This is a genomic window from Amycolatopsis sp. NPDC114504 (assembly GCF_055633595.1).
Map to the genome: position 1 here is coordinate 355,732 of NZ_JBVKDU010000002.1, position 24,191 is coordinate 379,922.

A 24,191-nucleotide genomic window follows, 5' to 3' on the forward strand; every position below is an offset into this window, starting at 1 on the left:
GCTCGCGCCGCCGGGCCCGCCGCCTAGACTCAGGCGCATGACAGCCACGACCAGCACGTCAGCGGCGCCGGCCACCCCGGCACCGCTGGTGGACGCGACTCGCGATGACGCGAGCCTGCGCCGCTTCCTGCTCGGGCTGCCCGGTGTCGACCAGGTCGGCGTCGAGCAGCGCGCGGCGGGCCTCGGCACGCGCAGCATCAAGAAGGACGCCAAGCGGTGGGCCATCGACACCGCCATCTCCATGGTCGACCTGACCACGCTGGAGGGCGCCGACACCCACGGCAAGGTCCGGGCGCTCGCCGCGAAGGCCGTCCGTCCCGATCCCGAGCGCCAGGACACCCCGCGCGTCGCCGCCGTCTGCGTGTACCCGGACATGGTCGCCACCGCCGTCGAAGCGCTCAAGGGCAGCGGGGTGCACGTCGCGAGCGTCGCGACCGGCTTCCCCGCGGGCCGCACCAGCCGTGAGATCAAGCTGGCCGACACCAAGATCGCCGTCGACGCCGGCGCGCACGAAGTCGACATGGTGATCGACCGCGGCGCCTTCCTCGAGGGCCGCTACCTGGACGTCTTCGAGGAGATCCAGGCCATCAAGGCCGCGTGCGGCGACGCCCACCTGAAGGTCATCCTCGAGACCGGCGAGCTGGCGACCTACGACAACGTGCGGCGCGCGTCGTGGCTGGCGCTGCTGGCCGGCGGCGACTTCATCAAGACCTCCACCGGCAAGGTCTCCCCCGCCGCGACGCTGCCGGTCACCCACATCATGCTGCAGGCCGTCCACGACTGGCACGCGCAGACCGGCGAGCTGCGCGGCGTCAAGCCCGCCGGCGGCATCCGGACGACGAAGGACGCGATCAAGTACCTGGTCGCGGTGCACGAGGTCGCCGGCGAGCAGTGGCTGACCCCGGACCTGTTCCGCTTCGGCGCGTCCAGCCTGCTCAACGACCTGCTGCTGCAGCGCCGCACCCAGGTGGACGGCCACTACAGCGGCCCCGACTACGTGACGGTGGACTGATGCCCGTTTTCGAGTACGCACCGGCGCCCGAGTCGCGCGCCATCGCGAACCTCAAGGACCACTACAAGCCCTTCATCAACGGCGAATTCGTCGACGGCTCGGGTGAGCCGCTCAAGACGATCAACCCGGCGACCGAAGAGGTGCTGGCCGAGGTCGGCACCGCGTCGAAGTCCGATGTGGACACTGCGGTGAAGGCGGCGCGCAAGGCTTTTTCGACCTGGTCCAAGATGCCGGGCACCGAGCGCGCGAAGTACCTCTTCCGCATCGCGCGCCTGATCCAGGAGCGTTCGCGCGAGCTGGCGGTGCTGGAGAGCCTCGACAACGGCAAGCCGATCAAGGAGTCGCGCGACTCCGACATCCCGACCGCGGCGGCGCACTTCTTCTACCACGCGGGCTGGGCGGACAAGCTCGACTACGCGGGGTACGGCCCCGACCCGAAGCCGCTGGGTGTCGCGGGCCAGATCATCCCGTGGAACTTCCCGCTGCTGATGCTGGCCTGGAAGATCGCGCCGGCGCTGGCCACCGGCAACACCGTCGTGCTGAAGCCGGCCGAGACGACGCCGTTGACCGCGCTGGTGTTCGCCGAGATCTGCCAGCAGGCCGAACTGCCGCCGGGCGTGGTGAACATCCTGCCGGGCGCGGGCGACATCGGTGCGTCCATTGTGGAGCACGGTGACATCGACAAGATCGCCTTCACCGGCTCCACCGAGGTCGGCAAGGCGATCCAGCGCCAGGTCGCGGGCACGCCGAAGAAGCTGACGCTGGAGCTGGGCGGCAAGGCGGCGAACATCCTCTTCGAGGACGCGCCGCTCGACCAGGCCATCGAGGGCATCGTCAACGGCATCTTCTTCAACCAGGGCCACGTCTGCTGCGCGGGCTCACGGCTGCTGGTGCAGGAGTCCGTCGCCGAAGAGGTGCTGGAGAAGCTCCGCCGCCGCGTCTCGACGCTGCGCGTCGGCGACCCGCTGGACAAGAACACCGACGTCGGCGCGATCAACTCGGCCGAGCAGCTGGCGAAGATCCAGGGCCTCGTCGAAGCGGGTGACGCCGAGGGCGCGCAGCGCTGGACCAGCCCGTGCCCGGTGCCGGACCGCGGGTTCTTCTTCGCCCCGACGGTGTTCGCGAACGTCCACCAGTCGATGCGGATCGCGCGCGAGGAGATCTTCGGCCCGGTGCTGTCGGTGCTGACGTTCCGCACGCCGGACGAGGCCGTGGCGAAGGCGAACAACACGCCGTACGGGCTTTCGGCCGGCATCTGGACCGAAAAGGGCTCCCGGATCCTGTGGATGGCGAACCAGCTGCGCGCCGGCGTGGTCTGGGCCAACACCTTCAACCGCTTCGACCCCGCCGCCCCGTTCGGCGGCTACCAGGAATCCGGCTTCGGGCGCGAAGGCGGCCGCACCGGGCTGGAGGCATACCTGAATGTCTGACCGAATCTCCGTCGCGAAGACGTACAAGCTGTACGTGGGCGGCAAGTTCCCGCGCTCGGAGTCCGGCCGGGTGTACCCGGTGACGGACAGCAAGGGCAAGTTCCTGGCGAACGCGGCGCACGCATCCCGCAAGGACGTCCGCGACGCGGTGGTGGCGGCCCGCAAGGCGTTCCCGGGCTGGTCCGCGGCGACGGCGTACAACCGCGGCCAGGTGCTCTACCGGGTGGCCGAGGTGCTGGAAGGCCGTCGCGACCAGTTCATCGCGGAGGTTTCGGCGTCGGAAGGCCTGGCACCGAAGAAGGCCGAGTCCATTGTGGACGCGGCGATCGACCGCTGGGTCTGGTACGCGGGCTGGACGGACAAGATCGCGTCGGTCCTGGGATCGGCGAACCCGGTCTCGGGCCCGTACTTCTCGTTCACGGTCCCGGAGCCGTCCGGAGTGGTCGGCGTGCTGGCGCCGCAGCAGTCGTCCCTGCTGGGCCTGGTCAGCGTGCTGGCCCCGGTCCTGGCAACGGGCTCGACGGCGGTGGTGGTCTCGAGCGCGGAGAGGCCGTTGCCGGCGATCACGCTGTCGGAGGTCCTGGCGACATCGGACGTCCCGGGCGGAGTGGCGAACATCCTGACGGGGCGGGCATCCGAGCTGGGCTCATGGCTGGCGTCGCACGGCGACGTGAACGCCCTGGACCCGACGGGAGCGGCCCCGGAAGACCGCGTCGAGTTGGCGCGCGAAGCGGCGAACACGGTGAAGCGGGTACTGACGGTCCCGGAGGCGGAGCCGGACTGGACGTCGGCACCCGACCTGGCCCGGCTGCGGCGGTACCTGGAGGCCAAGACGGTCTGGCACCCGCTGGGCGTCTGAGGTCACGAGCGGAGGCCACTGCCCGGGTTCGGGTGGTGGCCTCCGTCGCTTTCACGCGCTTCGGCTGACGCTCGCCTCCTTCACCGGTACAGTCCCAGCCAGGTACGGAGCGTGACGCATCGGGGAGGGTGCAGATGCCGGACGACGAATGGGCGTTCGAGGCGGAGACCGATCTCTGGGACGACGGCGAGACCCCGGCACCGGTCCGGGACGACGAGCCGGAGCCGACGGACCCCACCGGACAGGACCCGGACGCGGTGGTGACGGTGACCGTCAGTCCCGAGGGCGAGGTCCGGAAGGTCGAGCTCGCCGCGGGCTGGAAGAGCAAGGTCGACCCGCGCGGCCTGCACTCGAGCGCGTTGGCCGCGGCCAACGCGGCGACCATCCAGGCCCTGGTGAGGCAGACCCAGGACACCCAGCGGAATCCTCCATCGCCGCCCCACACGGGTACGGAGGAGACTCCGCTCACCGCGCCGGACGTTCTCCGGCTCGGCGATGCCGTCCTGGCCGAGGTCGATGAGATCTCGGCTCGCCTGGCCGCCGCCGATCGTCCGGTCGCCGCGGCGAGCTCCGGCGGGCACGTCTCGGGGACCGCCCAGGGCGGGCGCTACGTCGGTCTGGACATCGACGCGACATGGGCGTCCATCGCGAGAAACGCCGAGGTCGAAGCCGAACTGACCGAGGTCCTCGTATCGCTCCGCCGCGATTCGGTTCCGGACGGCACGGATCGCCAGGTGGGAAAGGCCACGGCTGAGCTCCTGAGCCTGGTCCACGATCCCGGCCGGTTGATCCGCCTCGTCCGGGTCAACGGTTCGCCGGCGTCGAAGGGAGAGCTGAAGGACCATGAGTGACATCGAAGTGGCCTTGGAAGCTCTGCAGTCGGACGCGGCCGCCTGGGACGAAGCGGCCGTCGGTCTCGGCGAGGCAGGGGCAGTGGTCGCACCGCTCGGCCTGACATCCGCCGATGTCATGAGCTACGCGGCCGGCCGGGGTTTCGACCACCAGTACGGGCTGACTCTCGCCAAGCTCGAAGACTCCCTTCGGCGGGGTGCCCTGAACTTCCACCGGATAGCGGACAGTCTCCACCGCGGGGCCGCGATGTACCGGGTCTCCGAAGAAGAACATCAGCGGAAACTGCGTCAGACCGGCGAACGCTGAGGACACGAGGGGAACCGGACCGATGACCAACGACGTGATCGACCAAGCGCTCGCGGGGTACGACAAGTTCAGGCAGCTCGTGGAAGACCTGCTCCGGCGGGTCCGGGATACGCTGGAGTGGATCCCGGACGCGCTGGCCGACCTGGTCAAGCCAATCCGGGAGGGTCTCGCCTTCATCGGCGACAAGATCGCCGAATTCGAGAAGGCCAACGAGAAGTTCGAGCGGGACAAAGGCGACCCCGCCAAGCTGCGGGCCTACGCGGCCGAGTGGGGTGACAAGTTCACGCAGCGGCTCGGCACAGCCGCCGGCACCCTGGATCCGGCGTCCTTGAAAACCGCCGTGCACTGGAGCGGCCCCGCGGCCGAGACCTACAAGATCGCCCTTTCCGAACAGCTCAAGAAGATCGATGCCGCCAAGGACCTCGGCCGGCAGATGCGGGACTCGCTCACCAATCTCGCCGATGCCGTCGAGACGTTCTGGCTGACCTACAACTCGATCATCTGGGGCCTCGTCGGGGCGACCGCGGCCGCCATCGTCAGTGCGGCGACCGTCGTCGGACTGCCTGCCGCGCTCGGCATCCTCAGCGCGGAGATCGTGGCCGGCATCACCGCGGTGTTCGCGATCATCAACGTGATCGACACGACGGTGGACACCATCCAAAACGAGCTGGTCGCGATCCACGACAAAGCCGACGACCTCGGCGAGGGCTGGCAGCAGACCGACACCGGCGCCATGTCGCACCCGGGCGATTGGCGGACTGCCGGATGATCGAGCCCGCACCGTCGCTCAGCATCTGGATCCCGCCGAAGCTGGCCCACCGGATCCGCCGCCTCGGCTCCGCGCTCGGGGCAGTCACCTTGGCCGCCGCGCTCCTGGTCGGGGTCGGCATGCCCGTGATCGGTCCGGTGCTCCCCACCGCGACCGGCCCGATGACCATGCTCACCACCAGCGCCGGCATATTCCTCGGGCTGTTCCTGGCGGTCTCGGGGGTGACCATGACCATGGCCCGCGGCTGGGTCTCGCTCGGCCGCCACCCCGGCGGGACGGGCTTCCTGTTCGACGCCCGCCCGGCGGCGACCGGAGCGATCGTCCTGGTCGCCGGTGCCGTGGGCTCGATCCTCTCCGCGCTGTTCTTCTTGACGAGCTACACCGCGAACATCACCTGGGCCGGCGGCCCGCACGCGTCCAACGTGCACCCGGTGACGCCGCCGATCGCGCTGTTCCTCCTGCTGCCCGTGCTCGCCGTCGGCCTGACGCTGGCCGATCTCGTGGTCGGGTGGCCGCTGTTCCGTCCTTCCCAGCGCACCATCCAGCGGTACGCCCGCTAGCTCATCGTCACCGAGAAGTCCGTCAGCGTGAACCTCGCCTTGCCCCCACCGGTCGAGCAGAACTCGATCCCGTAGCCGATCTGGTTCACCGTCGGGTTCGGTGGGATCAGGCCCTTGCCGATCGCCCACGCGATCATCGCCTTCAGGTCCAGGCTCCCCGAGTACTGCGTCGCCCGGGAAACGAACGCCACGTACCCGTCGTCGTCCGCCCAGACGTCGTACGTCGCTCCGCCCGCCGTGTACGTCGCCAGCTTGTCGCCCGATGGCTGCTGCTTCCGGTTCTCCGTCCACACCATCAGCTCGCTGACGCCGGCGCCGTCGCCCACTCCGTTCAGCCACAGGTCGTACGCCACGTCGTAGATGCCCACGCCCGGGCCGCGGCCGGCGAACGTCGTCCGGATCACCGAATAGTCGTTGAACGGTTTCCCTTTTTGTTCGTTGATGTCCTTGTGCACATTCGGATAGGTTTTCACCGACGTCGAGTCGGACTGGGTGGAATCGACGTACCAGTTGTCGTACGCGCACGCACGGAGGGTTTCCGGGCCCGCTTCGTCCTGGTTCCACATGTTGTTGTGGACGTAGTAGCCGCCGTCCGACCAGCCGCCGTCGGCCTCCGACGTCGTGAACTCCGGACTGCGGCAGCCGCGCACCGGAGTCGTCGCCGGTGGCGTCGGAGTTGGTGCCACCGAACGAGAAGACGACGAAGACGGCGTCGGCGACGCCGAAGCGGCAGACGTGCCCGGCGGCGTCGTCGTGGCGGCCGCCGGGGCGGGTGCCGCGGCGCCGCCGACCGGGCCGTCACCGCAGCCGGTGACCACCAGGAAGGGAATCGTCAACACCACGGCCAGCATTCTTCGTCGCATTTTCCCGCCCGCAACCCGAATTCGGCAGAACGAGGCGGAACACTAACACGAAAACCAAAGAATCAGCTGTGATCGTCGGCGGGGTCCAGATCGTGCGCCGTGATCGGCCGGCCCGGGAGCTCCGTGCGCGGGTGCGCGCTGAGGCCGTCGATCATGATGCCGACGCAGCGGCGCGCCGCCATCTCCGCCACGTCCGAGGACTTCGCCCGCATCTGGCGCAGCAGCGTCGCGAACAGGATCGCGATGTCGCCCGCGCCGACGTCCGGGCGGAGCACACCCTCGGCCTGGGCGCCGCGGACGAAGTCGTCCACCACCGCCAGGATCTCGTCCCGCAGGCGCCGGACCTCCGGGTCGCCCTTCAGGATCACCAGCGCCCGGTGGGACACCATCGCCAGCTGGATGCTCAGCTGCAGCTCGACCGACTGCCGCAGCAGCCGCTCCAGCGCGCGCCACGACGACGTCTCCTCGGCGGCGATCGCACGCGCGTCGATCAGCACCCGCTCGAAGTTGTCCATCGCGACCGCCCGGACCAGCGCGTCCCGGTCCGGGAACCGGCGGTACAGCGTGCCGACGCCGACGCCGGCCGCGCGGGCGATCTCCTCCATCGGCACTTCGGGACCGGAGACGGCGAAGATGGCTTTCGCGGCGGCCAGGATCTGGTCGCGGTTGCGGCGCGCGTCCGCCCGCAGGGTGGTCTCGGGGTCTGCCGTCATGCCGTTCGCCTCTCGCTGGATCGCGCGGGGTGATTCTCGCATGGTCAAGCGGCCACGCACTCGGACTCAAGTGAGTCACCCGTTAGCTAGTGGACGACTTCCTTCCGCTTCGGTACCTTGGGGAACAGAACCGGAATGTAATCCTCCGCATACTGTTAGTCCGTTTTAGGGGGCCCGATATGACCGAAGTCGCTGATCCCACCACGAAGGACGAAGTCTTCCCGATGGTGCGAAGCTGCCCGTTCGCTCCGCCGCCGGCGTACGAGAAGCTGCGCGAATCGGGGCCGGTCCAGCGCGTCGAGCTGCAGTCCGGCCAGGAGGCGTGGGCGATCACCCGGCTCGAGGACGTCCGGCAGATGCTCACCGACCCGCGGTTCAGCTCCGACCGGTTCAACCCCGGCTTCCCGTTCCTGACCAAGCAGGGCCGGCCGATCCGGCGGACCAACTTCACCGCGTCGCTGATCAACATGGACCCGCCGCAGCACGGCGCGGCCCGGCGCGAGGTCGTGGGCGAGTTCACGGTCAAACGGATGAAGGCGCTCCAGCCGCGCATCCAGCAGATCGTCGACGAGCACATCGACGCGATTCTGGCCGGCCCGAAGCCCGCCGACCTGGTCACCGCGCTGTCCCTGCCGGTACCGTCGCTGGTCATCTGCGAGCTGCTCGGCGTCCCGTACGCCGACCACGAGTTCTTCCAGGTCCGCAGCTCGACGCTGCTCAACCGGGACGTCGACCAGGACGACCGGATCAAGGCCGTCGACGAGCTGCAGGCCTACCTCGACCAGCTGGTCACCACCAAGGAGACCGACCCGGCCGACGACCTGCTCAGCCGCCAGGTCGCCAAGCAGCGCGAGGAGCACGGCGAAGCCGACCACGACTCGCTCGTCTCCCTGGCGTTCCTGCTGCTCATCGCCGGGCACGAGACGACGGCGAACATGATCTCCCTCGGCACGGTCGCGCTGCTGGAGAACCCGGACCAGCTCGAGCTCATCAAGAACGACCCCGGCAAGACGCTCGACGCCGTCGAGGAGCTGCTCCGGTACTTCACGATCGCGGAGTTCGCGACGTCGCGCGTCGCCACCGAGGACCTCGAGATCGGCGGCCAGCTGATCCGCGAGGGCGAGGGCGTGCTCGGCCTGAGCTACTCCGGCAACCGCGACCCGGAGGCGTTCGACAACCCGGACGAGCTGGACCTCGAGCGCGGCGCGCGCCACCACGTCGCGTTCGGCTTCGGCCCGCACCAGTGCCTCGGCCAGAACCTGGCCCGGATGGAGCTGCAGATCGTCTTCGACACGCTCTTCCGCCGTCTCCCGGAGCTCAAGCTGGCCGCACCCGTCGACCAGCTCCCGTTCAAGCACGACTCGTCGATCTTCGGTCTGTACTGCCTGCCCGTCACCTGGTGAAAGAGGGGGAAACCATGACGACAGTCGAGGAGCCGGTCCACCAGTTCCCGATGACCCGCACGTGCCCGTTCTCGCCGCCGCCGGCGTACGAGGAGATCCGCGAAGAGGACGCCGTTTCGCGGGTCCGGCTGCCCGACGGCGGCCAGGCCTGGGTGGTCACCCGGCTCGAGGACGTCCGGACGGTCCTGAACGACCGCCGGTTCAGCGCCGACCGGCAGCACCCGGACTTTCCGCAGCTGGTCAAGGGCGGGTTCCGGCGCCAGGGCGACGAGCGCACGATGATCACCATGGACGCGCCCGAGCACGGGCCGGCCCGCAAGGCCGTGCTCGGCGAGTTCACCGTGCGCCGGATGGAGGCGCTGCGGCCGCGGATCCAGGAGATCGTCGACGGTCAGATCGACCAGCTGCTGGCCGGGCCGAAGCCCGGTGACCTGGTCGAGGCGCTGTCGCTGCCGGTGCCGTCGCTGGTGATCTGCGAGATGCTCGGCGTGCCCTACGACCAGCACGACTTCTTCCAGACCCACACGGCGAAGCTGATCAAGCGCGCGACCCCGCCCGAAGAGCGGCGGGCGGCGTTCGACACCATCCGCGGCTACATGGAAGACCTCATCGCGCAGAAGGAGGACAACCCGCCGGACGACCTGCTCGGCCGGCAGATCGCCAAGCTCCGCGAGGACGGCACCTACCGGCGTGCTTCGCTGGCCGCGACGGGTTTCCTGCTGCTGGTGGCCGGGCACGAGACGACGGCGAACATGATCTCGCTGTCCACGGTGGCGTTCCTGCGCAACCCGGAGCAGCTCGCGGCGATCAAGGCCGACCCGGGCAAGACGCTCGACGCCGTCGAGGAGATGCTGCGCTACTGGACGATCGTCGACGCGGCCACGGCGCGCCTGTGCGTCGAGGACATCGAGGTCGGCGGGCAGCTGATCCGCGCCGGAGAAGGCGTGCTGGCGCTGGGCTACGCGGCGAACCGCGACCCGCGGGCGTTCGAGAACGCCGACGAGCTGGACATCGAACGCGGCGCGCGCCACCACGTCGCGTTCGGTTTCGGCCCACACCAGTGCCTCGGCCAGAACCTGGCCCGGATGGAGCTGCAGATCGTCTTCGACACGCTCTTCCGGCGCATCCCGACGCTGGCGCTGGGCGCCGACGTGGACGACCTGCCGTTCAAGGACGACGCGAACATCTACGGCCTGTACCGGCTGCCGGTGACCTGGTAGAGATCGAAGAGCTGCGTTTCCCACCAGAGGCAGAAAGAAGAACCATGAAGATCATCGCGGACACCGGCAAGTGCGTCGGCGCCGGGCAGTGCGTGCTGACCGAGCCCGAGCTGTTCGACCAGAGTGAGGACGACGGCACGGTCATCGTCCTGAACGAGCAGCCCGAGGGCGAGCTGGTCGAGAAGGCCCGCGAAGCGGTGCACGTCTGCCCCAGCCAGGCCCTCTCGTTGCAGGAGTAGCGAGGGAACGGCCACCTCGCGGGCAAGGGGTTTCCCGCGAGGTGGCCGTGGCCTGTTTCTTCAGGAGAGCCTTTTCAGGAGAGGCGCAGTGTCGTCTCCGGGTTGAAGGCGTGGGTCTCGCCTTCGCCGCGCAAGCCGACCCGGACGTTGTCGCCCATCCGGGGCGGGGTGCGGCCGTCGACGCGGACGACGAACCGGTCGTCGCCCACCTTGCCGTGCAGGTACGCGTCCGCGCCCAGCTCCTCGACCAGCTCCACCACCAGCTCGAAGCCGCCCTCGGACACCAGCTCCAGCGACTCCGGGCGCACGCCGAAGACGACCTCGCGCAGGTCGCCCGCGGCCGCCAGCACCGACCGGGGCAGCGGCAGGGTGACGTCGCCCAGCTTGACGCCGCCTTCGGTCAGCGGCAGCGTCGCCAGGTTCATCGCCGGGGAGCCGATGAAGCCCGCCACGAACGAGTTCGTCGGGTTCTCGTACAGCTCCCGCGGCGACGCGCACTGCTGCAGCACGCCGTCGCGGAGCACCGCCACCCGGTCGCCCATCGTCATCGCCTCGACCTGGTCGTGGGTGACGTAGATGGTCGTCGTCCCGAGACGCTGTTGCAGCTGGGCGATGTTCGCGCGGGTCTCCACCCGCAGCTTCGCGTCCAAGTTGGACAGTGGCTCGTCCATCAGGAACACGCTCGGCTCGCGGACGATCGCCCGGCCCATCGCGACGCGCTGCCGCTGCCCGCCGGACAGCGCCTTCGGCTTGCGGTCCAGGAACTTCGTCAGGTCCAGCATCTTCGCCGCTTCGCCGACCTTGGCGTCGATGTCCGCTTTGGACAGTCCACGCAGCTTCAGCGCGAAGCCCATGTTGTCGGCCACCGTCATGTGCGGGTACAGCGCGTAGGACTGGAACACCATCGCGATGTCCCGGTCCTTCGGCGGCAGGTGCGTGACGTCGCGGTCGCCGATGTGGATGGCGCCCTCGTCGATGTCCTCGAGCCCGGCGAGCATCCGCAGCGCCGTCGACTTGCCCGAGCCCGACGGCCCGACCAGGACGAGGAACTCGCCGTCCGGCACCGCGAGGTCGAGCTGGTCGACGGCCCGTACCTCGTGCGCGCCCGGGTAGATCCGCGACGCCGATTCGTAACTGACTCCGGCCATGGCTACTTCACCGCTCCCATCGACAGACCCCGGACGAGGTGGTTCTGCGCGATCCAGCCGACGATCATCACCGGCAGCGAGGCCAGCAGCGCGGCGGCGGAAAGCTGGGCCCAGTACAGGCCCTCACTGGTGATGAACCCGACGAGGAACACCGGCACGGTGCCGGCGCGAGCCGCCGTCAGGTTGACCGCGTAGAAGAACTCGGTCCAGGAGAAGATGACGCAGATCAGCGCGGTCGCGGCGATCCCGGGCGCGACCACCGGCATGATGATCTTGCGCAGCAGCGTCGGCAGGTTCGCGCCGTCGATCCGCCCGGCCTCGATCATCTCGTGCGGCACTTCCAGGAAGAACGACCGCATCATCCAGATGGCCAGCGGCAGGTTCATCGACGTGTAGAGGATGACCAGCGCCCACACCGTGTCGAGCAGCTCGGTGTTCTGGGAGATGATGTACAGCGGGATGATCGCCGCGACGATCGGCAGCATCTTCGTCGAGAGGAAGAAGCCGAGCGCGTTCGACGTCTTCTTCACCGGCGCCAGCGACAGCGCGTACGCCGCCGGGATGCCGAGCAGCAGCACCAGCACCGTCGAGAGCACCGTGACGAACGCGGAGTTCGACAGGTAGGGCAGGAACCCGCCCTTCAGCACGTTCGCGATCTGGTCGAACGTCGGGCTGAAGAACAGCTTCGGCGGGTCGGTGTAGGCGTCGGCCTCCTGCTTGAACGCCGTGAGGATCATCCACAGCAGCGGGAAGACGAACAGGATCGCGATGATCCAGGTGACGGCGGTGAGCACGCCGGGGCCGGTCTTGCGCTTCGGCTTGCGTGCCGGCGGGGCGGCGGTGGCCGTCTCCGGTCGAGTGTCCACTGTGGTCATTTGATGCCTCCGTCCACCGAGAAGGTCCGGAACATCAGGCGCAGCGCGAAGGTCGCGACGATCATCGTCAGGATCACGACGATCACGCCCATCGCCGACGACTGGCCGACGTCGAAGCCTTCGAACGCACGCTGGTAGATGTAGTACGGCAGGTTGGTGCTGGACACGCCCGGCCCGCCCTGCGTCATCAGGAAGATCGCGTCGAAGCTGTTCACGATGTAGATCGCGCCCAGCAGCGTCGCCAGCTGCAGGAACCGGGACAGGTGCGGCAGCGTGATCGACGCGAACGTGCGCCACCGGCTCGCGCCGTCCACGGAGGCCGCTTCCAGCACCTCCTTGGACTGGCTCTGCAGGCCGGCCAGGATGAGCAGCATCATGAACGGCGTCCACTGCCACACGATCTGCGCCATCACCGACGCCAGCGGGAACTCCGAAAGCCAGTCGGTGTCGGTGCCGAAGACGAAGTGCAGCAGCCCGTAGGTCGGGTCGAACACCGTCGTCTTCCACAGCAGCGCACCGGCCGCCGGCAGGATGAGGAACGGCGTGATCAGCAGCGTCCGGACGACGCCGCGGCCGAAGAACTTCCGGTCGAGCAGGATCGCCAGGCCGAGGCCGAGCAGCAGCGCGACCAGCACGCACACCACGGTCAGCAGCACCGTGTTGAGCAACGCCACCAGGAACGTCGTGTCACTGAAGACGTCGATGTAGTTGTCGAGGCCGACGAAGTGCCGCGAGCCCGGCCGGACCAGGTTCCACGACTGGAACGAGTAGAACACGGTGAGCAGGAACGGCAGCTGCGTCACCGCGATGACGAAGATCAGCGCGGGCAGCAGCGGCAGCCGCCGCTTGGCCGCGGTGCTCAGGCCTTTCCTTTCCGCGGCCTTCGCGTGGGACGGGGAGGTGGGGGCATCTACGGAGAGCGTGGACATCACTGCACCGCCTTGTAGGAGTCGCCCACCGTCTGGGCGTAGTCCTGGGACTGCTTCAGGGCGTCGTCTACCGACTCGCGGCCGGCGATGGCCGCCGACAGCTGCTGGCTCACCCGGGTGCCCAGGTCCTGGAACTCGGGGATGCCGACGAACTGGATGCCGGGGTAGGGCACCGGGTTCGCCATGGCCTTCTGCTGGTTCGCGTCCGCGATCCCGTCCAGCGTGGGCTTCGCGTAGGCCGCGGCGGCCTTGGCGTAGTCCGGGATGTCGTACGTGGACTGCCGCACGCCCGGCGGGACGCGGTTCCAGCCGTAGGTCTGGCCGACCTTCTGCACGTACGCCTTGTCGGTCATCCAGGCCATGAACTTCCAGGCCGCGTCCTTGTCCTTGGCGACCTTCGGGATGCCCAGCGCCCAGGTGTAGAGCCAGCCGCTGGCCTGCGTCTTGACGACCGGCGCCGGCGCGTAGCCGGACTTGCCGACGATCTTGCTGCTAGACGGGTCCTCGTTGGTGCCCGCCATGACCGTCGCGTCGTACCACATCGCCGCGTTGCCCTGCGTGTAGCGCGTGCCGCACTCGGAGAACCCGGCGCTGGAGGCGCCGACCTCACCGTGGTCGCGGATCAGGTTGACGTAGAAGTTCGCGGCTTCCTTGAACTCCGGCGACGTCAGCTTGGCGTTCCAGTCCTTGTCGAACCACTGGGCGCCGAAGGTGTTGGCCACCGTGGTGAACGGCGCGAGGCTCTCGCCCCAGCCCGGCTTGCCGCGCAGGCAGATGCCGGCGACGCCGTTGGCCTTGTCGTCGAGCTTCGCGGCGAACTCGGAGATCTGCTGCCACGTCGGCTTGGCCGGCATGGTGATCCCGGCCTTCTCGAAGAGGTCCTTGCGGTAGGCCAGGAACGACGACTCGCCGTAGAACGGCACCGCGTACATCTGGTTCTGGTACGACAGCGACTGCTTGATGCTGGGGATGAAGTCGCCTTCGTCGTAGCCCGGGGTGGCCGCCATGTGCGGTTCGAGGTTCTCGAGCCAGCCGTTGGCCGCCCACTGCGGGGCCTCGTAGTTGCTGATCATCACGACGTCGAACTCGCCGCCCTCGGTGGCGGTCGACGCGGTGATCTTGGCGCGCGCCTGGTTTTCGGGCAGGGAAACGAACTTGAGGTTGATCCCCGTCGCCTTCTCGAACTCCGGGGCGAGGGAGATCGCGTCCTTCATCTGCGGGTTGGACACGATCGCGATGACGAGCGTCGAGTTACCGGTGCCGAGGGAACCGGCGCCGGCACAGCCTGTCGCCAGCAGCGACGTCGCCGCGAAGAGGGTGAGGAGCTTACGCACGGCCGCCTCCCGGGAGTACCTGCACCTTGAGGCCCGAGCCGCTGCGCATCTTGGCGAGCGCCTCGGGGTACTGCTCCAGCGGCAACGTGTCCGTGAGCAGTGAATCGGTGTCGATCGCGCCGCTGCCGACGAGGTCGAGCGCGGTGCCGAAGCTGTGCAGCACGGCCATCGAGCCGACGATGGTGATCTCGTCGTTGTAGATGCGGAACGGCGAGAGCGCGACGCGGGCTTCCGCCGGTGCGACGCCGAAGACGAGCAGCCGGCCGCCGCGGCGGATCGAGTCGAACGCGGCTTCGATGGCGGGGGCGGCACCGGTGGCGTCGACGGCGACGTCGAACTTCTCGCCGTTCAGCTCGCTGACGTCTTTCGCGGTGGCGACGGCGCCGAGGCTGGTGGCCCGCGGCAACCGGGCCTCGTTGCGGTCGACCACCGTGACCTGCGCGCCGGACCGCTGCAGCAGCTGCTGCATGATCAGGCCCATGGTGCCGGCGCCGACCACGAGGAAGCGCTCTCCGGCTTCGACGCCGACGCGGCGCACGCCGTGCACCGCGCAGGAGACGGGCTCGACCAGCGCGCCCTGCTCCCACGTCATCGAGTCGGGCATGCGGTAGCAGGTGGACGACGGGACGGCGACGTATTCGGCGAAGGCGCCGTTGACGGTGTCGCCGGTGGCGCCCCAGTTCGCGCAGAGGTTGCCGTGGCCGGCGCGGCACGGGCCGCAGTAGCCGCAGAACAGCGACGGGTCGACGGCGACGCGGTCGCCGACCTTCCACTCGCCCGGCACGTCCGCGCCGAGCTCGACGATCTCCCCGGCGAACTCGTGCCCGGGGACGATGGGATACGGCGTGGGCGGGAAGTGCCCGTCGGCGATGTGCAGGTCGGTCCCGCAGATCCCGCACGCTCCGACCTTGACGACGACCTGGCGTTCTCCGGGTTTTGGATCGGGCACCTCGCCGACCCTGATCTCACCGGGCCGGTCGACGATGGCGGCACGCATGCCTAGCCCCTTTCTCGCGCTCATATGAGCGGCGGTGACCTATGGCGTCGAGAACATGTGAAGGCATTACAGGACTGACCTCGGTGTTACGTCAACCTTTCCGGCAGATTTCGGGCTATAGTGCTCATATGAGCGCGTCGAAGAAGCTGCCGTCGCTGACTGAAGCGATCCTGCTGGCCACCATCGCCCGGCGCTTCTACGTGCAGGGACGCTCGAAGCTGGAGATCGCCGACGAGTTCGGCGTCAGCCGCTTCAAGGTCGCCCGGATGCTCGACACGGCCAGGGAGTCCGGCCTGGTCAGAGTCGAGTTCTCGCTGCCGGCCCCGGTGGATCTGGCGCTGTCGGACGAGGTGCGTTCGGCGTACGGCCTGGAGCGGGCCCTGGTGCTCGAACGCTCACCCGAGCGCGAACCGCGGGAGGTCGTCCGGGCCAAGATCGGGACCTTGGCGGCGCGGCTGCTGGAGGAGATCGTCCGGCCGAGCGACGTCGTCGGGCTCTCCTGGGCGCGCTCGGTGAACGCGATGACCGAGGCGATCCGGGCGCTGCCGCGGTGCCCGATCGTCCAGCTGTGCGGGGTGCAGGCGGGGATGGACATGCGCGGCCGCTCGGTCGAGACGGTCAGCCGCGTGACGGCGGTGTCCGGCGGCGACGCGTACCCGATCTTCGGCCCGCTCGTGCTGCCGGACCGCCGGACCACCGAGACGCTGCGGCGCCAGCCGGGCATCGCGGAGACGTTCGGGCAGTTCCGGAACCTGACGAAGGCCGTGGTCAGCATCGGCGCGTGGCAGCCGGGTGAGTCGACGGTGTACGACGCGCTGGACGAGGCCGAGCGCGCGGCGATCGCGGCCCGCGGCGCGACGGCGGAGGTCGCGGCCCGGCTGTTCGACGCGTCCGGCAACGCGTTGTCGACGGGCCTGGCCCACCACGTGCTGGCGATCAGCCACGAGGAGCTGACGGCGGTCCCGGAGGTGATCGCGCTGGGCTACAGCCGCCCGAAGGCGGCAGCGGTGGACGCGGTCCTGCGGTCGGGAATGGTCTCGACCCTGATCACCGACGCCGCGGCCGCGGTCCCCCTCCTGGCCCTGGCAGCGAAGAACCCACCCCGCTGAGCCGTGTCGCCCCTCCAATCACGCGTGATGCCCCTCTGATCACGCGAGATGCCTCTCCAATCACGCGTGATGCCCGCCCGATCACGCGAGTTCCGGGTTCCGGCCCTACTCCCGCGGGAGTACCGGCCCCGTGGCGGCGTACTCCGGTGGGCGCAGAAGGCGAGTCGCGGGCTCCGGGGCGAAACCCGGGTCGCGCCCGATGTGCCGTCCTTCGCGCTCGGCGAGCCTGGACGGCGTGAAGACTTCCCCACGCCGGCGCCAAACTGTCGTCTGGCTGCACGTCGTTTCGTCCGTCGCCTGGATGAGCCAGGCCCTCGCCCTCGTCGTGCTGATGACGTCGGGCGCGCCGTCGATGGCCGACCGGCTCGACTCCGTCCTGCTCGCGCCGATGGCGAACGTCTCCGCCTTCACCGGCCTGCTGCTCGCCGGCGCGACCGCGTGGGGCTACACCCGGCATTGGTGGGTGCTCACGAAGTTCGCTCTGACGCTGATCCAGCTCTACGCCGGGATCTTCCTGCTCTCCCCCGCGCTCCGCGACTCCGCGGACACCCAGACCGTCGCCTGGCCGCAGATCGCCGGGGCGTCACTGATGGCGAGCGCACTTTCGTTCCAGGCCTGGCTCTCGATCGCGAAGCCGTGGAAGAAGACGCCGTGGTCCCCGGCCGCGAAGCCACCGACCGCACCGACCTGGGTCTTCGTGGCCGGAGTGACGGCGCCGGTGTTCGACGTCGTCGCCGGGATCCTCGCCGGCTACCCGCTGCCCGCGTTGTCGCTGGTCATGCTGATCGTGCTCGGTCTTCAGCGGCGACGTCTGGCGCACCCCGCCGCCGGGCCTCGCGGTCCCGCTGTGCGGTGACGACCCGGCGGCGTTCGTCATCGCCCCGGCCGGGTGACAACGGCCCGGCGAGCCCCGCCGTCAGAGGCCGTACTCGATGGCCGTGGCGTCGGTCCCGTACTCGACCGGCGTGGGTACCAGCGCGTACTCCACCATCGAGGCGGCCGACGCCGCCGGTGCGACGCCCAAGACCACCGCGCCGGCGACGAAGATCCCGGCCAGCAACCGCTTCACCATGGTCCCTCCCAGATTCGACGAGCCTCCACGCTAACCCCGGAACCGCCCTACCCGGCGACGATTGCGCCGTTGAGCGCACCGACTGCGGCCACGTTGCCGGACGCCAGATCCGCCACCCGGGCGCGGGCCGGCGCGCCACCCCGCGGCACCAGCGTCACCGTCCCGCCGGCCAGGTCCGTGACCAGCGTGCTCAACGTCATCAGGTCGTCGTCCCCGGTGGCGTTCCGGTACACGCGGCCGGTCAGCTCCGAGACCAGCCACCGCGCGTCCGGTACCGGCGGCGCCAGGTGCGCGCACACCTCGGCGCGTCGCAGGCTCTCCTCAGAAGCCGCGTCCAAGGTGGGCGACAGCCGGCGGAAGTGGTTGGTGTGCCAGGAAAGCCCACTGTCCACGGTGGTCACCGAGGTTTCGTCCCCGGCCTTCTCGACCACCGTCACGGCCGGCGAGCCGACCTGACCCATCGTGTACGCGAACCCGCCCGCCGTGGTGCGGGAACGCAGCAACGACACCGCCTCCGCCACCGTGGTGGACCGCTGCAAGGACCGCGCGACGAAGTGCCGGCCGGCGCACGGCGAGGGCGCCACCACGCTCACGCTGTCGATCCCCCACACCAGGCCGTGCGTGGTCAGCGTGAACGTGTTGGCCGGCAGGAAACCCGGGTACCACCAGACGCACACCCCGGGCTCGCCGTCGATCAGCAGGGTCAGCAGGCGCCCGATCCCGTCGAACGTCGGGGCACCGTCCTCGTTGTGGCCGAGCAGGAACGGCGCCCACGCCAGGTCCGTGCAGCCCGTGCCGTCGCCCGCGCCGAGGTCGCCGCGCAGGTTGGCCAGCAGCAGGTCGTCGAACGGCACCCCGGCGCCCTCGGCCAGCGCCGTCAACTCGGCGTAGGCGTCCGGATGCTCGACCTGGGACGCCGACTCGACGGCCCGGAACAGCACCGGCGACCGCCGCGACCGCGCGGTGACCGGCCAGTCCGGCAGTCCGTCGAGGACGGTCCGGATGTCCGCGGCGGCGTACGCGCCCAGCTCCCGGAAAGCGGCTTCCCGCGGCCCGCTGACGACCGTCCAGCGCACGTCGCCGATCCGGTGCTCCCGCACTGTCGCCACCATGTGATCACGATGACTGAGCGGTCAGTGAATCGCAACGGTCAGTGGGCGCCCACTTCGGTCACGTGGACCACCGCCGACCCCGCTTCGTCGGACGCGGCCAGGTCGACCTCCGCGCTGATGCCCCAGTCGTGGTCGCCCGCCGGGTCGTCGAAGATCTGGCGGACCTTCCAGACGTCCGGCTCCTGCTCGATGATCAGCAGCGCCGGCCCACGCGCGTCCGGGCCGGTGCCCAGCGTGTCGTACTCCTCGAAGTAGCCCACGATCGCGTCTTCCCACGCTTCGGCGTCCCAGCCGGACGCCGCGTCCAGCTCGCCGAGCGGGAACCACGCCCGCCGCGCGAACAGCTCGACCCGGCGGAACAGCTCGTTGCGCACCAGCACGCGGAACGCGCGCTCGTTGCGGGTGACACCCGGCGGCACGGACGGCTGCCGCACCACGACCTCGCCCTCCTCGCCCGGGTGACGCAGGGCTTCCCACTCGTCCAAGAGACTCGAGTCGACCTGCCGGACGAGCTCGCCGAGCCATTCGATGAGGTCCTGCAGCGGCTCGGTCTTCGCCTCGTCGGGCACCGTGTGGCGCAGCGCGTCGTAGACGTCCGCGAGGTAGCGCAGCACCAGCCCTTCCGAGCGGGCGAGCTGGTAGAAGCCGATGTACTCGACGAAGTTCATCGCGCGCTCGTACATGTCGCGCACCACGGACTTCGGCGAGAGCTCGTAGTCGTCGACCCACGGGTGGCCCTGCCGGTAGCTGTGGAACGCGCCCTGCAGCAGCTCCTCCAGCGGCTTCGGGTACGTGACGTTCTCGAGCAGCTCCATCCGCTCGTCGTACTCGATGCCTTCGGCCTTCATGGCGTTGACGGCCTCGCCGCGCGCCTTGAACTGCTGCTGCGACAGCACCGGCCGCGGGTTGTCCACAGTGGATTCCACAGTGGACACGACGTCGAGCGGGTAGCTCGGCGACTCCAGGTCGAACAGGTCGATCGCGGCCAGCGCGAACGGCGAAAGCGGCTGGTTGAGCGCGAAGTCGAACTGCAGGTCGACGGTGAGCCGGATGATCCGGCCCTGCTCGTCCGGTTCGGACAGCCGCTCGACGACGCCGGCGGCGAGCAGCGCGCGGTAGATCGCGATGGCGCGCAGGATGAGCTTGCGCTGCGACGCGCGGTCCTCGTGGTTGTCCTCCAGCAGGTGGCGCATGGAGTCGAACGCGTTGCCCGGCCGCGAGATCACGTTGAGCAGCATCGAGTGCGTGACCTTGAAGCTCGACGTCAGCGGCTCGGGGTCGGCCGCGATCAGCCGGTCGAACGTGCTCTCGGTCCAGTTGACGAAGCCCTCCGGCGCCTTCTTCCGGACGATCTTCTTTTTCTTCTTCGGGTCGTCACCCGCCTTTTCGAGGGCCTTCGCGTTCTCGACGACGTGGTCGGGCGCCTGCACGACGACGTAGCCGTCGGTGTCGTAGCCCGCGCGCCCGGCGCGGCCGGCGATCTGGTGGAACTCGCGCGCCTTGAGGTGGCGCTGGCGGACGCCGTCGTACTTGGTCAGCGCGGAGAAGACCACCGTCCTGATTGGTACGTTGATGCCGACGCCGAGGGTGTCGGTCCCGCAGATCACCTTGAGCAGCCCGGACTGGGCGAGGGTCTCGACCAGTCGCCGGTACTTGGGCAGCATGCCGGCGTGGTGGACGCCGATGCCGTGGCGGACCAGCCGCGAGAGCGTCTTGCCGAAGCCGGCGGCGAACCGGAAGTCGCCGATCAGGTCGGCGATGGCTTCCTTCTCGGCCTTCGACGTGACGTTGATGCTCATCAGCGTCTGTGCCCGCTCGATGGCCGCGGCCTGCGAGAAGTGCACGACGTAGACCGGCGCCTGGCCGCCGTTGAGCAGCTCGGACATCGTCTCGTGCAACGGCGTGAGCGCGTACCGGAAGGTCAGCGGCACCGGGCGCTGCGCCGACGTGACGACGGCGGTCGGCTTCCCGGTGCGGCGCGTGAGGTCCTTCTCGAAGAAGGACACGTCGCCCAGGGTCGCCGACATCAGGACGAACTGGGCCTTGGGCAGCTCGAGGATCGGCACCTGCCACGCCCAGCCGCGGTCGGGCTCGGAGTAGAAGTGGAACTCGTCGGCGACGACCTGCCCGACGGGCGCGTCGGCACCGAACCGCAACGCGATGTTCGCCAGGATTTCGGCCGTGCAGCAGATGATCGGCGCGTCCGGGTTGACGCTGGAGTCGCCGGTCATCATCCCGACGCTGTCCGCGCCGAAGATCTCGATGAGCTGGAAGAACTTCTCCGACACGAGGGCTTTGATGGGCGCGGTGTAGTAGCTGCGGCGGCCCTGGGCGAGCGCGGTGAAGTGCGCCCCGACGGCGACGAGGCTCTTCCCGGAGCCGGTCGGCGTCGAGAGGATGACGTTCGATCCGGAGACGACCTCCATCACCGCCTCCTCCTGCGCCGGGTACAGCTCGATGCCCCGTTCGGCCGTCCAGGTCGTGAACGCTTCGAAGAGGGCGTCGGGGTCGGGATCCGCAGGCAGGAGGTCTGTGAGAGTCATCAGACGTCCATCGTGCCATCCGCTCGTCGCAAAGTCGGCAGGGGCGATCGCATCGCGCGTGGTAAACCCGTAGGCTTCGCGTTACCGCGCACCGACCGGGGGATACATTCGGTCTCGCGCGCACACGGGCGGTACTCCGGAGGGCTTTGGAATGGCACAGGACATCATCCCGATCGAACTCGGGCTGCCGCAGGGCGACGTCGTCACCCTGTGGGCCCCGCGCTGGCGGGAGGACGGCGAGGAGTGGGAAGCGTTCCTCGGCGACGAGGACGACCTGTACGCCTTCCCGGACGCCGCGCACCTGGCCGCCTTCGTCCGCACGTCCGAGCGGCACGACCTGCTCGACCACCCGGCGTGGGACGCCGTGCCGTCGCTGAACGTGCCGGAGCTGATCCCGGACGAGGACCACACCTACGACCTCGTCGGCGTGCCGGAGCTCGTCGCCGAAGAGCCGGACGTCTGGCACATCGCGGAGCTGGCCGAGATCGTCGGCATCGTGCGTTCGCTGGCCGACGTCTGCGACCTCGAAGAGGTGCACGAGATCCTCGACTCGACCGAGGGCTTCTCGCTGCTCGACCAGGGCACCCTCCCGTTCACCGGGAGCGTCGGCGTCCAGGTCTGGAACGACCTCTCCGAGACCGTGTCGCAGAAGTGGGACACCGTCCTCGACGCGATCGACGGCCTGGTGACCGCGCCGGACGTCGACGAGAAGATCCTGGAGCAGACCGCCGAGGAGCTGGCGGCGTTCCACGAGGAGTCCGCGGAGGCCGAAGCCGGCGCCGAGGGTGAAGAGGACCTCGAGGCGATCGACTCCGCCGACTCGGACGACGAGGACGAGGACGACGAAGACGAGGAAGAGGGCCCGGTCGGCTTCTGGGCCGAGGTCGGCATCGACCCGATCAAGATCATCACGTCGGGCGCGGAGTACTACACGCTGCGCTGCTACCTCGACGACTCGCCGGTGTTCCTCGGCAGCGAGGGCGAGATCGACGTGTTCACGTCGGAGAAGGCGCTGGCCCGCGCGCTGGCCGACGGCAAGGACCTGGCCGACACGGACCTCGCGGACGTGTCCACGTGGGACGAAGTACTGGCGAAGGCGACGGCGGGCGAGCTCGAGGTCGAGGTCGACACCGAGAACACGTACGTGCTGACGGGCCTGGACGCGGACATCGCGGAGGGCCCGGAGGCGATCGACCCGACGCAGCTGGAGCTGGCGGTCGAGCTGATCACGGACGCGGCGGACTGGGCCGGCGACGACTCGGCCGAGACGGCACTGGCGGGCAACGAAAGCCTGGGCTGGCTGGTGTCGTTCGTGCTCCGTCCCGACCCGACGCGCCTCGAGCCGTCCGCGCCGTTCGACGCGGAGCAGAGCGCGTGGCGGAAGCTAGTCGAGGGGTTCGAGAACCGCCTGACGGTGGCTTGAGTTTTGGTCTGACGAAGGCCGCCTCCCGAGGTTGGGGAGGCGGCCTTCGTCGTGTCCGGGGCCGGCAACCGATCCACAGCCTCCGGCGGTTGTGGACAACCGGGCGCGCGGCCGCTTCCGCCGCCGGTTTCCGTCGTAGGCGGCCGATACGCTGGAGACGGGGGGCGCCCCCGCGGGCCGGCCGGTGTCAGTCCTCCGAAGCGCGTTCCGCTCGGGTCGGGACCACCAGCACCGCCAGTGCCGGGAAGACCGCTGCCACGCAGAACGCCAGTGCGTACCTGCTGTCGCCGATCACCAGGCCCAGCAGGGGCGGGGTCAGCGAGGCCGCGATGTTCTGGCCCGTGTTCTGCGTCCCCATCGCGCGGCCCGACCACGCCAGGCCCGCCAGCTCCGCCGACGCTGTGAAGCCCAGCCCGTTGTCGGCCACCGTGATGATCCCCGCCAAGGCCAGCGCCAGCAGGACCAGCCACAGCCACGAGGCATCGCCCAGCACCACCAGGAGCATGACGAGACAGCTGGCGAAAGCCAGCTGACGCATCGGGCGCAGGCGGCTGCCGACCCGGTCGGACCACCAGCCCGAGCCCAGCCGGCCCGCGGCGCCCAGCACCTGGACCACCGCCAGGAACCAGCCCGCGGCCAGCGGACTCCAGTGGTGCACCCCCACCAGGTACGCCGGCGCGAACGCCGACACCGCGAACTGCGGCACCACCAGCAGCGCGCTCGCGCCGTGGACCCGCCACAGCGTCGCGTGCCGGTACGGCGAGGACGGTTTCGAACCGCCGGAAGCAGCAGGCGGCCGCGGCGGGTCCTTGACCAGCCACGCCACCAGCAGCGCGACGGCGATCGCCAGCCCGGCCGGCAGCAGGATGGCCGCCCGGAAGCCGTAGTGCGCGGCCAGCGGCGGCAGCCCGAGCGCCGCGACGCCGACGCCGAGCGGCTGGGCCGTCTGGCGGATGCCCATGGCGACCCCGCGCTCGGACTTCGCGAACCAGCCCATCACGACGCGACCGCTCGCCGCGTTCACCGAAGCCGTACACGCTCCGGCCGCCAGGAACACACCAAAGAGAAGCCCGACCGGGTGAGTTCCCACCCCGGCGTACACCAGGAGTAACCCCGACGCCCCCAGTCCGAGCGCCATGATCAGACGCTCTCCGTAACGGTCCGCAGCCGCGCCCCACACGATCAGGGTGAACAACAGGCCGATGCTCGGTGCCGCGACGACCGTGCCGGCCTGCGCCAAGGAGAGCCCCTCCTGGTCCCGCATAACCGGGACCAGGAACGGGATGCCGTAGAGGAACGAACAGCTCGCGGTCTGCGCGGCGAGGCCGAGCGCGAGGATGAGCCACCGTCGTGAACTCGCCTGCACCTGCTCGACCGAACCGTCCGCGACCTGCGCCATCGTCGTCACCGTCTCAAGATATGA

The 24,191-nt window shown here is 69.5% G+C and carries 24 protein-coding genes; 13 read left to right on the forward strand and 11 right to left on the reverse strand.

Going from position 1 to position 24,191, the window contains the following annotated elements; all coding sequences use genetic code 11:
• Positions 1 to 37 precede the first annotated feature (37 nt).
• From deoC to ACZ7PG_RS13310, 7 genes are all read left to right on the forward strand, one after another.
• The gene (deoC, locus tag ACZ7PG_RS13280) at positions 38 to 1,012 is read left to right on the forward strand and encodes a deoxyribose-phosphate aldolase (protein WP_470239354.1); all 975 of its coding nucleotides are present in this window, start codon (positions 38 to 40) and stop codon (positions 1,010 to 1,012) included.
• A complete protein-coding gene (locus ACZ7PG_RS13285; protein WP_470239355.1) occupies positions 1,012 to 2,442 on the forward strand; it encodes an aldehyde dehydrogenase family protein in 1,431 nt (476 codons plus the stop codon). Before deoC ends, ACZ7PG_RS13285 begins: the two co-directional genes overlap by 1 nt.
• On the forward strand, positions 2,435 to 3,301 hold the full coding sequence (locus tag ACZ7PG_RS13290) for an aldehyde dehydrogenase family protein (protein ID WP_470239356.1): 867 nt from the start codon (positions 2,435 to 2,437) through the stop codon (positions 3,299 to 3,301). Before ACZ7PG_RS13285 ends, ACZ7PG_RS13290 begins: the two co-directional genes overlap by 8 nt.
• Before the next feature lie 134 nt (positions 3,302 to 3,435).
• Positions 3,436 to 4,152, forward strand: coding sequence for a hypothetical protein (locus ACZ7PG_RS13295; RefSeq protein WP_470239357.1), 717 nt, complete (start codon positions 3,436 to 3,438; stop codon positions 4,150 to 4,152).
• Positions 4,145 to 4,459: a hypothetical protein gene (locus tag ACZ7PG_RS13300; protein WP_470239358.1), complete on the forward strand. Its 315-nt coding sequence runs from the start codon at positions 4,145 to 4,147 to the stop codon at positions 4,457 to 4,459. The genes ACZ7PG_RS13295 and ACZ7PG_RS13300 overlap by 8 nt, the downstream gene beginning before the upstream one ends.
• A 22-nt stretch (positions 4,460 to 4,481) precedes the next feature.
• Entirely contained in the window at positions 4,482 to 5,228 is a 747-nt protein-coding gene (locus ACZ7PG_RS13305; RefSeq protein WP_470239359.1) for a hypothetical protein, read from the forward strand.
• The gene (locus tag ACZ7PG_RS13310) at positions 5,225 to 5,788 is read left to right on the forward strand and encodes a hypothetical protein (protein WP_470239360.1); all 564 of its coding nucleotides are present in this window, start codon (positions 5,225 to 5,227) and stop codon (positions 5,786 to 5,788) included. Before ACZ7PG_RS13305 ends, ACZ7PG_RS13310 begins: the two co-directional genes overlap by 4 nt.
• Here the strand turns inward: ACZ7PG_RS13310 and ACZ7PG_RS13315 are convergent.
• Both ACZ7PG_RS13315 and ACZ7PG_RS13320 read right to left on the reverse strand, forming a co-directional pair.
• Positions 5,785 to 6,627 (reverse strand): GH12 family glycosyl hydrolase domain-containing protein, encoded by an 843-nt coding sequence (locus ACZ7PG_RS13315; protein WP_470239361.1) that lies wholly within the window; start codon positions 6,625 to 6,627, stop codon positions 5,785 to 5,787. The two genes, ACZ7PG_RS13310 and ACZ7PG_RS13315, sit on opposite strands and share 4 nt — an antisense overlap.
• 86 nt (positions 6,628 to 6,713) lie before the next feature.
• Positions 6,714 to 7,364: a TetR/AcrR family transcriptional regulator gene (locus ACZ7PG_RS13320; protein ID WP_470239362.1), complete on the reverse strand. Its 651-nt coding sequence runs from the start codon at positions 7,362 to 7,364 to the stop codon at positions 6,714 to 6,716.
• A gap of 179 nt (positions 7,365 to 7,543) precedes the next feature.
• Between ACZ7PG_RS13320 and ACZ7PG_RS13325 the strand changes: the two genes are divergently transcribed.
• The 3 genes from ACZ7PG_RS13325 to ACZ7PG_RS13335 are packed head-to-tail and all read left to right on the forward strand — an operon-like array spanning position 7,544 to position 10,226.
• Positions 7,544 to 8,767: a cytochrome P450 gene (locus ACZ7PG_RS13325; RefSeq protein WP_470239363.1), complete on the forward strand. Its 1,224-nt coding sequence runs from the start codon at positions 7,544 to 7,546 to the stop codon at positions 8,765 to 8,767.
• Positions 8,768 to 8,781: 14 nt separating this feature from the next.
• On the forward strand, positions 8,782 to 9,987 hold the full coding sequence (locus ACZ7PG_RS13330) for a cytochrome P450 (RefSeq protein WP_470239364.1): 1,206 nt from the start codon (positions 8,782 to 8,784) through the stop codon (positions 9,985 to 9,987).
• 44 nt (positions 9,988 to 10,031) lie between these two features.
• The gene (locus ACZ7PG_RS13335; protein WP_155549027.1) at positions 10,032 to 10,226 is read left to right on the forward strand and encodes a ferredoxin; all 195 of its coding nucleotides are present in this window, start codon (positions 10,032 to 10,034) and stop codon (positions 10,224 to 10,226) included.
• Positions 10,227 to 10,300: 74 nt separating this feature from the next.
• Here the strand turns inward: ACZ7PG_RS13335 and ACZ7PG_RS13340 are convergent, their stop codons facing one another.
• From ACZ7PG_RS13340 to ACZ7PG_RS13360, 5 genes are read right to left on the reverse strand one after another with little or no spacing between them, the layout of a single operon-like run.
• On the reverse strand, positions 10,301 to 11,374 hold the full coding sequence (locus ACZ7PG_RS13340; protein ID WP_470239365.1) for an ABC transporter ATP-binding protein: 1,074 nt from the start codon (positions 11,372 to 11,374) through the stop codon (positions 10,301 to 10,303).
• A gap of 2 nt (positions 11,375 to 11,376) precedes the next feature.
• Positions 11,377 to 12,249: a carbohydrate ABC transporter permease gene (locus ACZ7PG_RS13345; RefSeq protein ID WP_470239366.1), complete on the reverse strand. Its 873-nt coding sequence runs from the start codon at positions 12,247 to 12,249 to the stop codon at positions 11,377 to 11,379.
• Complete coding sequence (locus tag ACZ7PG_RS13350) at positions 12,246 to 13,178, reverse strand: carbohydrate ABC transporter permease (RefSeq protein ID WP_470239367.1); 933 nt, start codon at positions 13,176 to 13,178, stop codon at positions 12,246 to 12,248. The genes ACZ7PG_RS13345 and ACZ7PG_RS13350 overlap by 4 nt, the downstream gene beginning before the upstream one ends.
• A complete protein-coding gene (locus ACZ7PG_RS13355) occupies positions 13,178 to 14,512 on the reverse strand; it encodes an ABC transporter substrate-binding protein (RefSeq protein WP_470239368.1) in 1,335 nt (444 codons plus the stop codon). The genes ACZ7PG_RS13350 and ACZ7PG_RS13355 overlap by 1 nt, the downstream gene beginning before the upstream one ends.
• Positions 14,505 to 15,509 (reverse strand): zinc-dependent alcohol dehydrogenase family protein, encoded by a 1,005-nt coding sequence (locus ACZ7PG_RS13360; RefSeq protein WP_470239369.1) that lies wholly within the window; start codon positions 15,507 to 15,509, stop codon positions 14,505 to 14,507. Before ACZ7PG_RS13360 ends, ACZ7PG_RS13355 begins: the two co-directional genes overlap by 8 nt.
• A 128-nt stretch (positions 15,510 to 15,637) precedes the next feature.
• On the opposite strand from ACZ7PG_RS13360, the gene ACZ7PG_RS13365 reads away from it, so the two are divergent.
• Both ACZ7PG_RS13365 and ACZ7PG_RS13370 read left to right on the forward strand, forming a co-directional pair.
• A complete protein-coding gene (locus ACZ7PG_RS13365) occupies positions 15,638 to 16,618 on the forward strand; it encodes a sugar-binding transcriptional regulator (RefSeq protein WP_470239370.1) in 981 nt (326 codons plus the stop codon).
• Positions 16,619 to 16,853: 235 nt separating this feature from the next.
• A complete protein-coding gene (locus ACZ7PG_RS13370) occupies positions 16,854 to 17,474 on the forward strand; it encodes a hypothetical protein (protein WP_470239371.1) in 621 nt (206 codons plus the stop codon).
• A 60-nt stretch (positions 17,475 to 17,534) separates the two neighbouring features.
• Here ACZ7PG_RS13370 and ACZ7PG_RS13375 read toward each other — a convergent pair whose 3' ends face one another.
• The 3 genes from ACZ7PG_RS13375 to ACZ7PG_RS13385 are packed head-to-tail and all read right to left on the reverse strand — an operon-like array spanning position 17,535 to position 21,345.
• Positions 17,535 to 17,690, reverse strand: a complete 156-nt coding sequence (locus ACZ7PG_RS13375) for a hypothetical protein (RefSeq protein WP_470239372.1) — start codon at positions 17,688 to 17,690, stop codon at positions 17,535 to 17,537.
• 47 nt (positions 17,691 to 17,737) lie between these two features.
• Complete coding sequence (locus tag ACZ7PG_RS13380) at positions 17,738 to 18,802, reverse strand: C45 family autoproteolytic acyltransferase/hydolase (protein WP_470239373.1); 1,065 nt, start codon at positions 18,800 to 18,802, stop codon at positions 17,738 to 17,740.
• Between the two features lie 38 nt (positions 18,803 to 18,840).
• Positions 18,841 to 21,345, reverse strand: coding sequence for a DEAD/DEAH box helicase (locus ACZ7PG_RS13385; protein ID WP_470239374.1), 2,505 nt, complete (start codon positions 21,343 to 21,345; stop codon positions 18,841 to 18,843).
• A 151-nt stretch (positions 21,346 to 21,496) separates the two neighbouring features.
• Between ACZ7PG_RS13385 and ACZ7PG_RS13390 the strand changes: the two genes are divergently transcribed.
• On the forward strand, positions 21,497 to 22,768 hold the full coding sequence (locus ACZ7PG_RS13390) for a primosomal protein (protein ID WP_470239375.1): 1,272 nt from the start codon (positions 21,497 to 21,499) through the stop codon (positions 22,766 to 22,768).
• A 187-nt stretch (positions 22,769 to 22,955) separates the two neighbouring features.
• Here the strand turns inward: ACZ7PG_RS13390 and ACZ7PG_RS13395 are convergent, their stop codons facing one another.
• Positions 22,956 to 24,167, reverse strand: a complete 1,212-nt coding sequence (locus ACZ7PG_RS13395; protein WP_470240749.1) for an MFS transporter — start codon at positions 24,165 to 24,167, stop codon at positions 22,956 to 22,958.
• Positions 24,168 to 24,191: the final 24 nt, after the last annotated feature.

Bases quoted from the DNA above. Each gene is read 5' to 3' on its own strand.
- ACZ7PG_RS13330 (WP_470239364.1), top strand. From the start codon at position 8,782: ATGACGACAGTCGAGGAGCCGGTCCACCAGTTCCCGATGACCCGCACG.
- ACZ7PG_RS13365 (WP_470239370.1), top strand. From the start codon at position 15,638: ATGAGCGCGTCGAAGAAGCTGCCGTCGCTGACTGAAGCGATCCTGCTG.
- ACZ7PG_RS13300 (WP_470239358.1), top strand. From the start codon at position 4,145: ATGAGTGACATCGAAGTGGCCTTGGAAGCTCTGCAGTCGGACGCGGCC.
- ACZ7PG_RS13385 (WP_470239374.1), bottom strand. From the start codon at position 21,345: ATGACTCTCACAGACCTCCTGCCTGCGGATCCCGACCCCGACGCCCTC.
- ACZ7PG_RS13285 (WP_470239355.1), top strand. From the start codon at position 1,012: ATGCCCGTTTTCGAGTACGCACCGGCGCCCGAGTCGCGCGCCATCGCG.
- ACZ7PG_RS13305 (WP_470239359.1), top strand. From the start codon at position 4,482: ATGACCAACGACGTGATCGACCAAGCGCTCGCGGGGTACGACAAGTTC.
- ACZ7PG_RS13335 (WP_155549027.1), top strand. From the start codon at position 10,032: ATGAAGATCATCGCGGACACCGGCAAGTGCGTCGGCGCCGGGCAGTGC.
- ACZ7PG_RS13345 (WP_470239366.1), bottom strand. From the start codon at position 12,249: ATGACCACAGTGGACACTCGACCGGAGACGGCCACCGCCGCCCCGCCG.
- ACZ7PG_RS13360 (WP_470239369.1), bottom strand. From the start codon at position 15,509: ATGCGTGCCGCCATCGTCGACCGGCCCGGTGAGATCAGGGTCGGCGAG.
- ACZ7PG_RS13320 (WP_470239362.1), bottom strand. From the start codon at position 7,364: ATGACGGCAGACCCCGAGACCACCCTGCGGGCGGACGCGCGCCGCAAC.
- ACZ7PG_RS13340 (WP_470239365.1), bottom strand. From the start codon at position 11,374: ATGGCCGGAGTCAGTTACGAATCGGCGTCGCGGATCTACCCGGGCGCG.
- ACZ7PG_RS13350 (WP_470239367.1), bottom strand. From the start codon at position 13,178: ATGTCCACGCTCTCCGTAGATGCCCCCACCTCCCCGTCCCACGCGAAG.
- ACZ7PG_RS13375 (WP_470239372.1), bottom strand. From the start codon at position 17,690: ATGGTGAAGCGGTTGCTGGCCGGGATCTTCGTCGCCGGCGCGGTGGTC.
- ACZ7PG_RS13380 (WP_470239373.1), bottom strand. From the start codon at position 18,802: ATGGTGGCGACAGTGCGGGAGCACCGGATCGGCGACGTGCGCTGGACG.
- deoC (WP_470239354.1), top strand. From the start codon at position 38: ATGACAGCCACGACCAGCACGTCAGCGGCGCCGGCCACCCCGGCACCG.
- ACZ7PG_RS13390 (WP_470239375.1), top strand. From the start codon at position 21,497: ATGGCACAGGACATCATCCCGATCGAACTCGGGCTGCCGCAGGGCGAC.
- ACZ7PG_RS13325 (WP_470239363.1), top strand. From the start codon at position 7,544: ATGACCGAAGTCGCTGATCCCACCACGAAGGACGAAGTCTTCCCGATG.
- ACZ7PG_RS13310 (WP_470239360.1), top strand. From the start codon at position 5,225: ATGATCGAGCCCGCACCGTCGCTCAGCATCTGGATCCCGCCGAAGCTG.
- ACZ7PG_RS13290 (WP_470239356.1), top strand. From the start codon at position 2,435: ATGTCTGACCGAATCTCCGTCGCGAAGACGTACAAGCTGTACGTGGGC.
- ACZ7PG_RS13295 (WP_470239357.1), top strand. From the start codon at position 3,436: ATGCCGGACGACGAATGGGCGTTCGAGGCGGAGACCGATCTCTGGGAC.
- ACZ7PG_RS13395 (WP_470240749.1), bottom strand. From the start codon at position 24,167: ATGGCGCAGGTCGCGGACGGTTCGGTCGAGCAGGTGCAGGCGAGTTCA.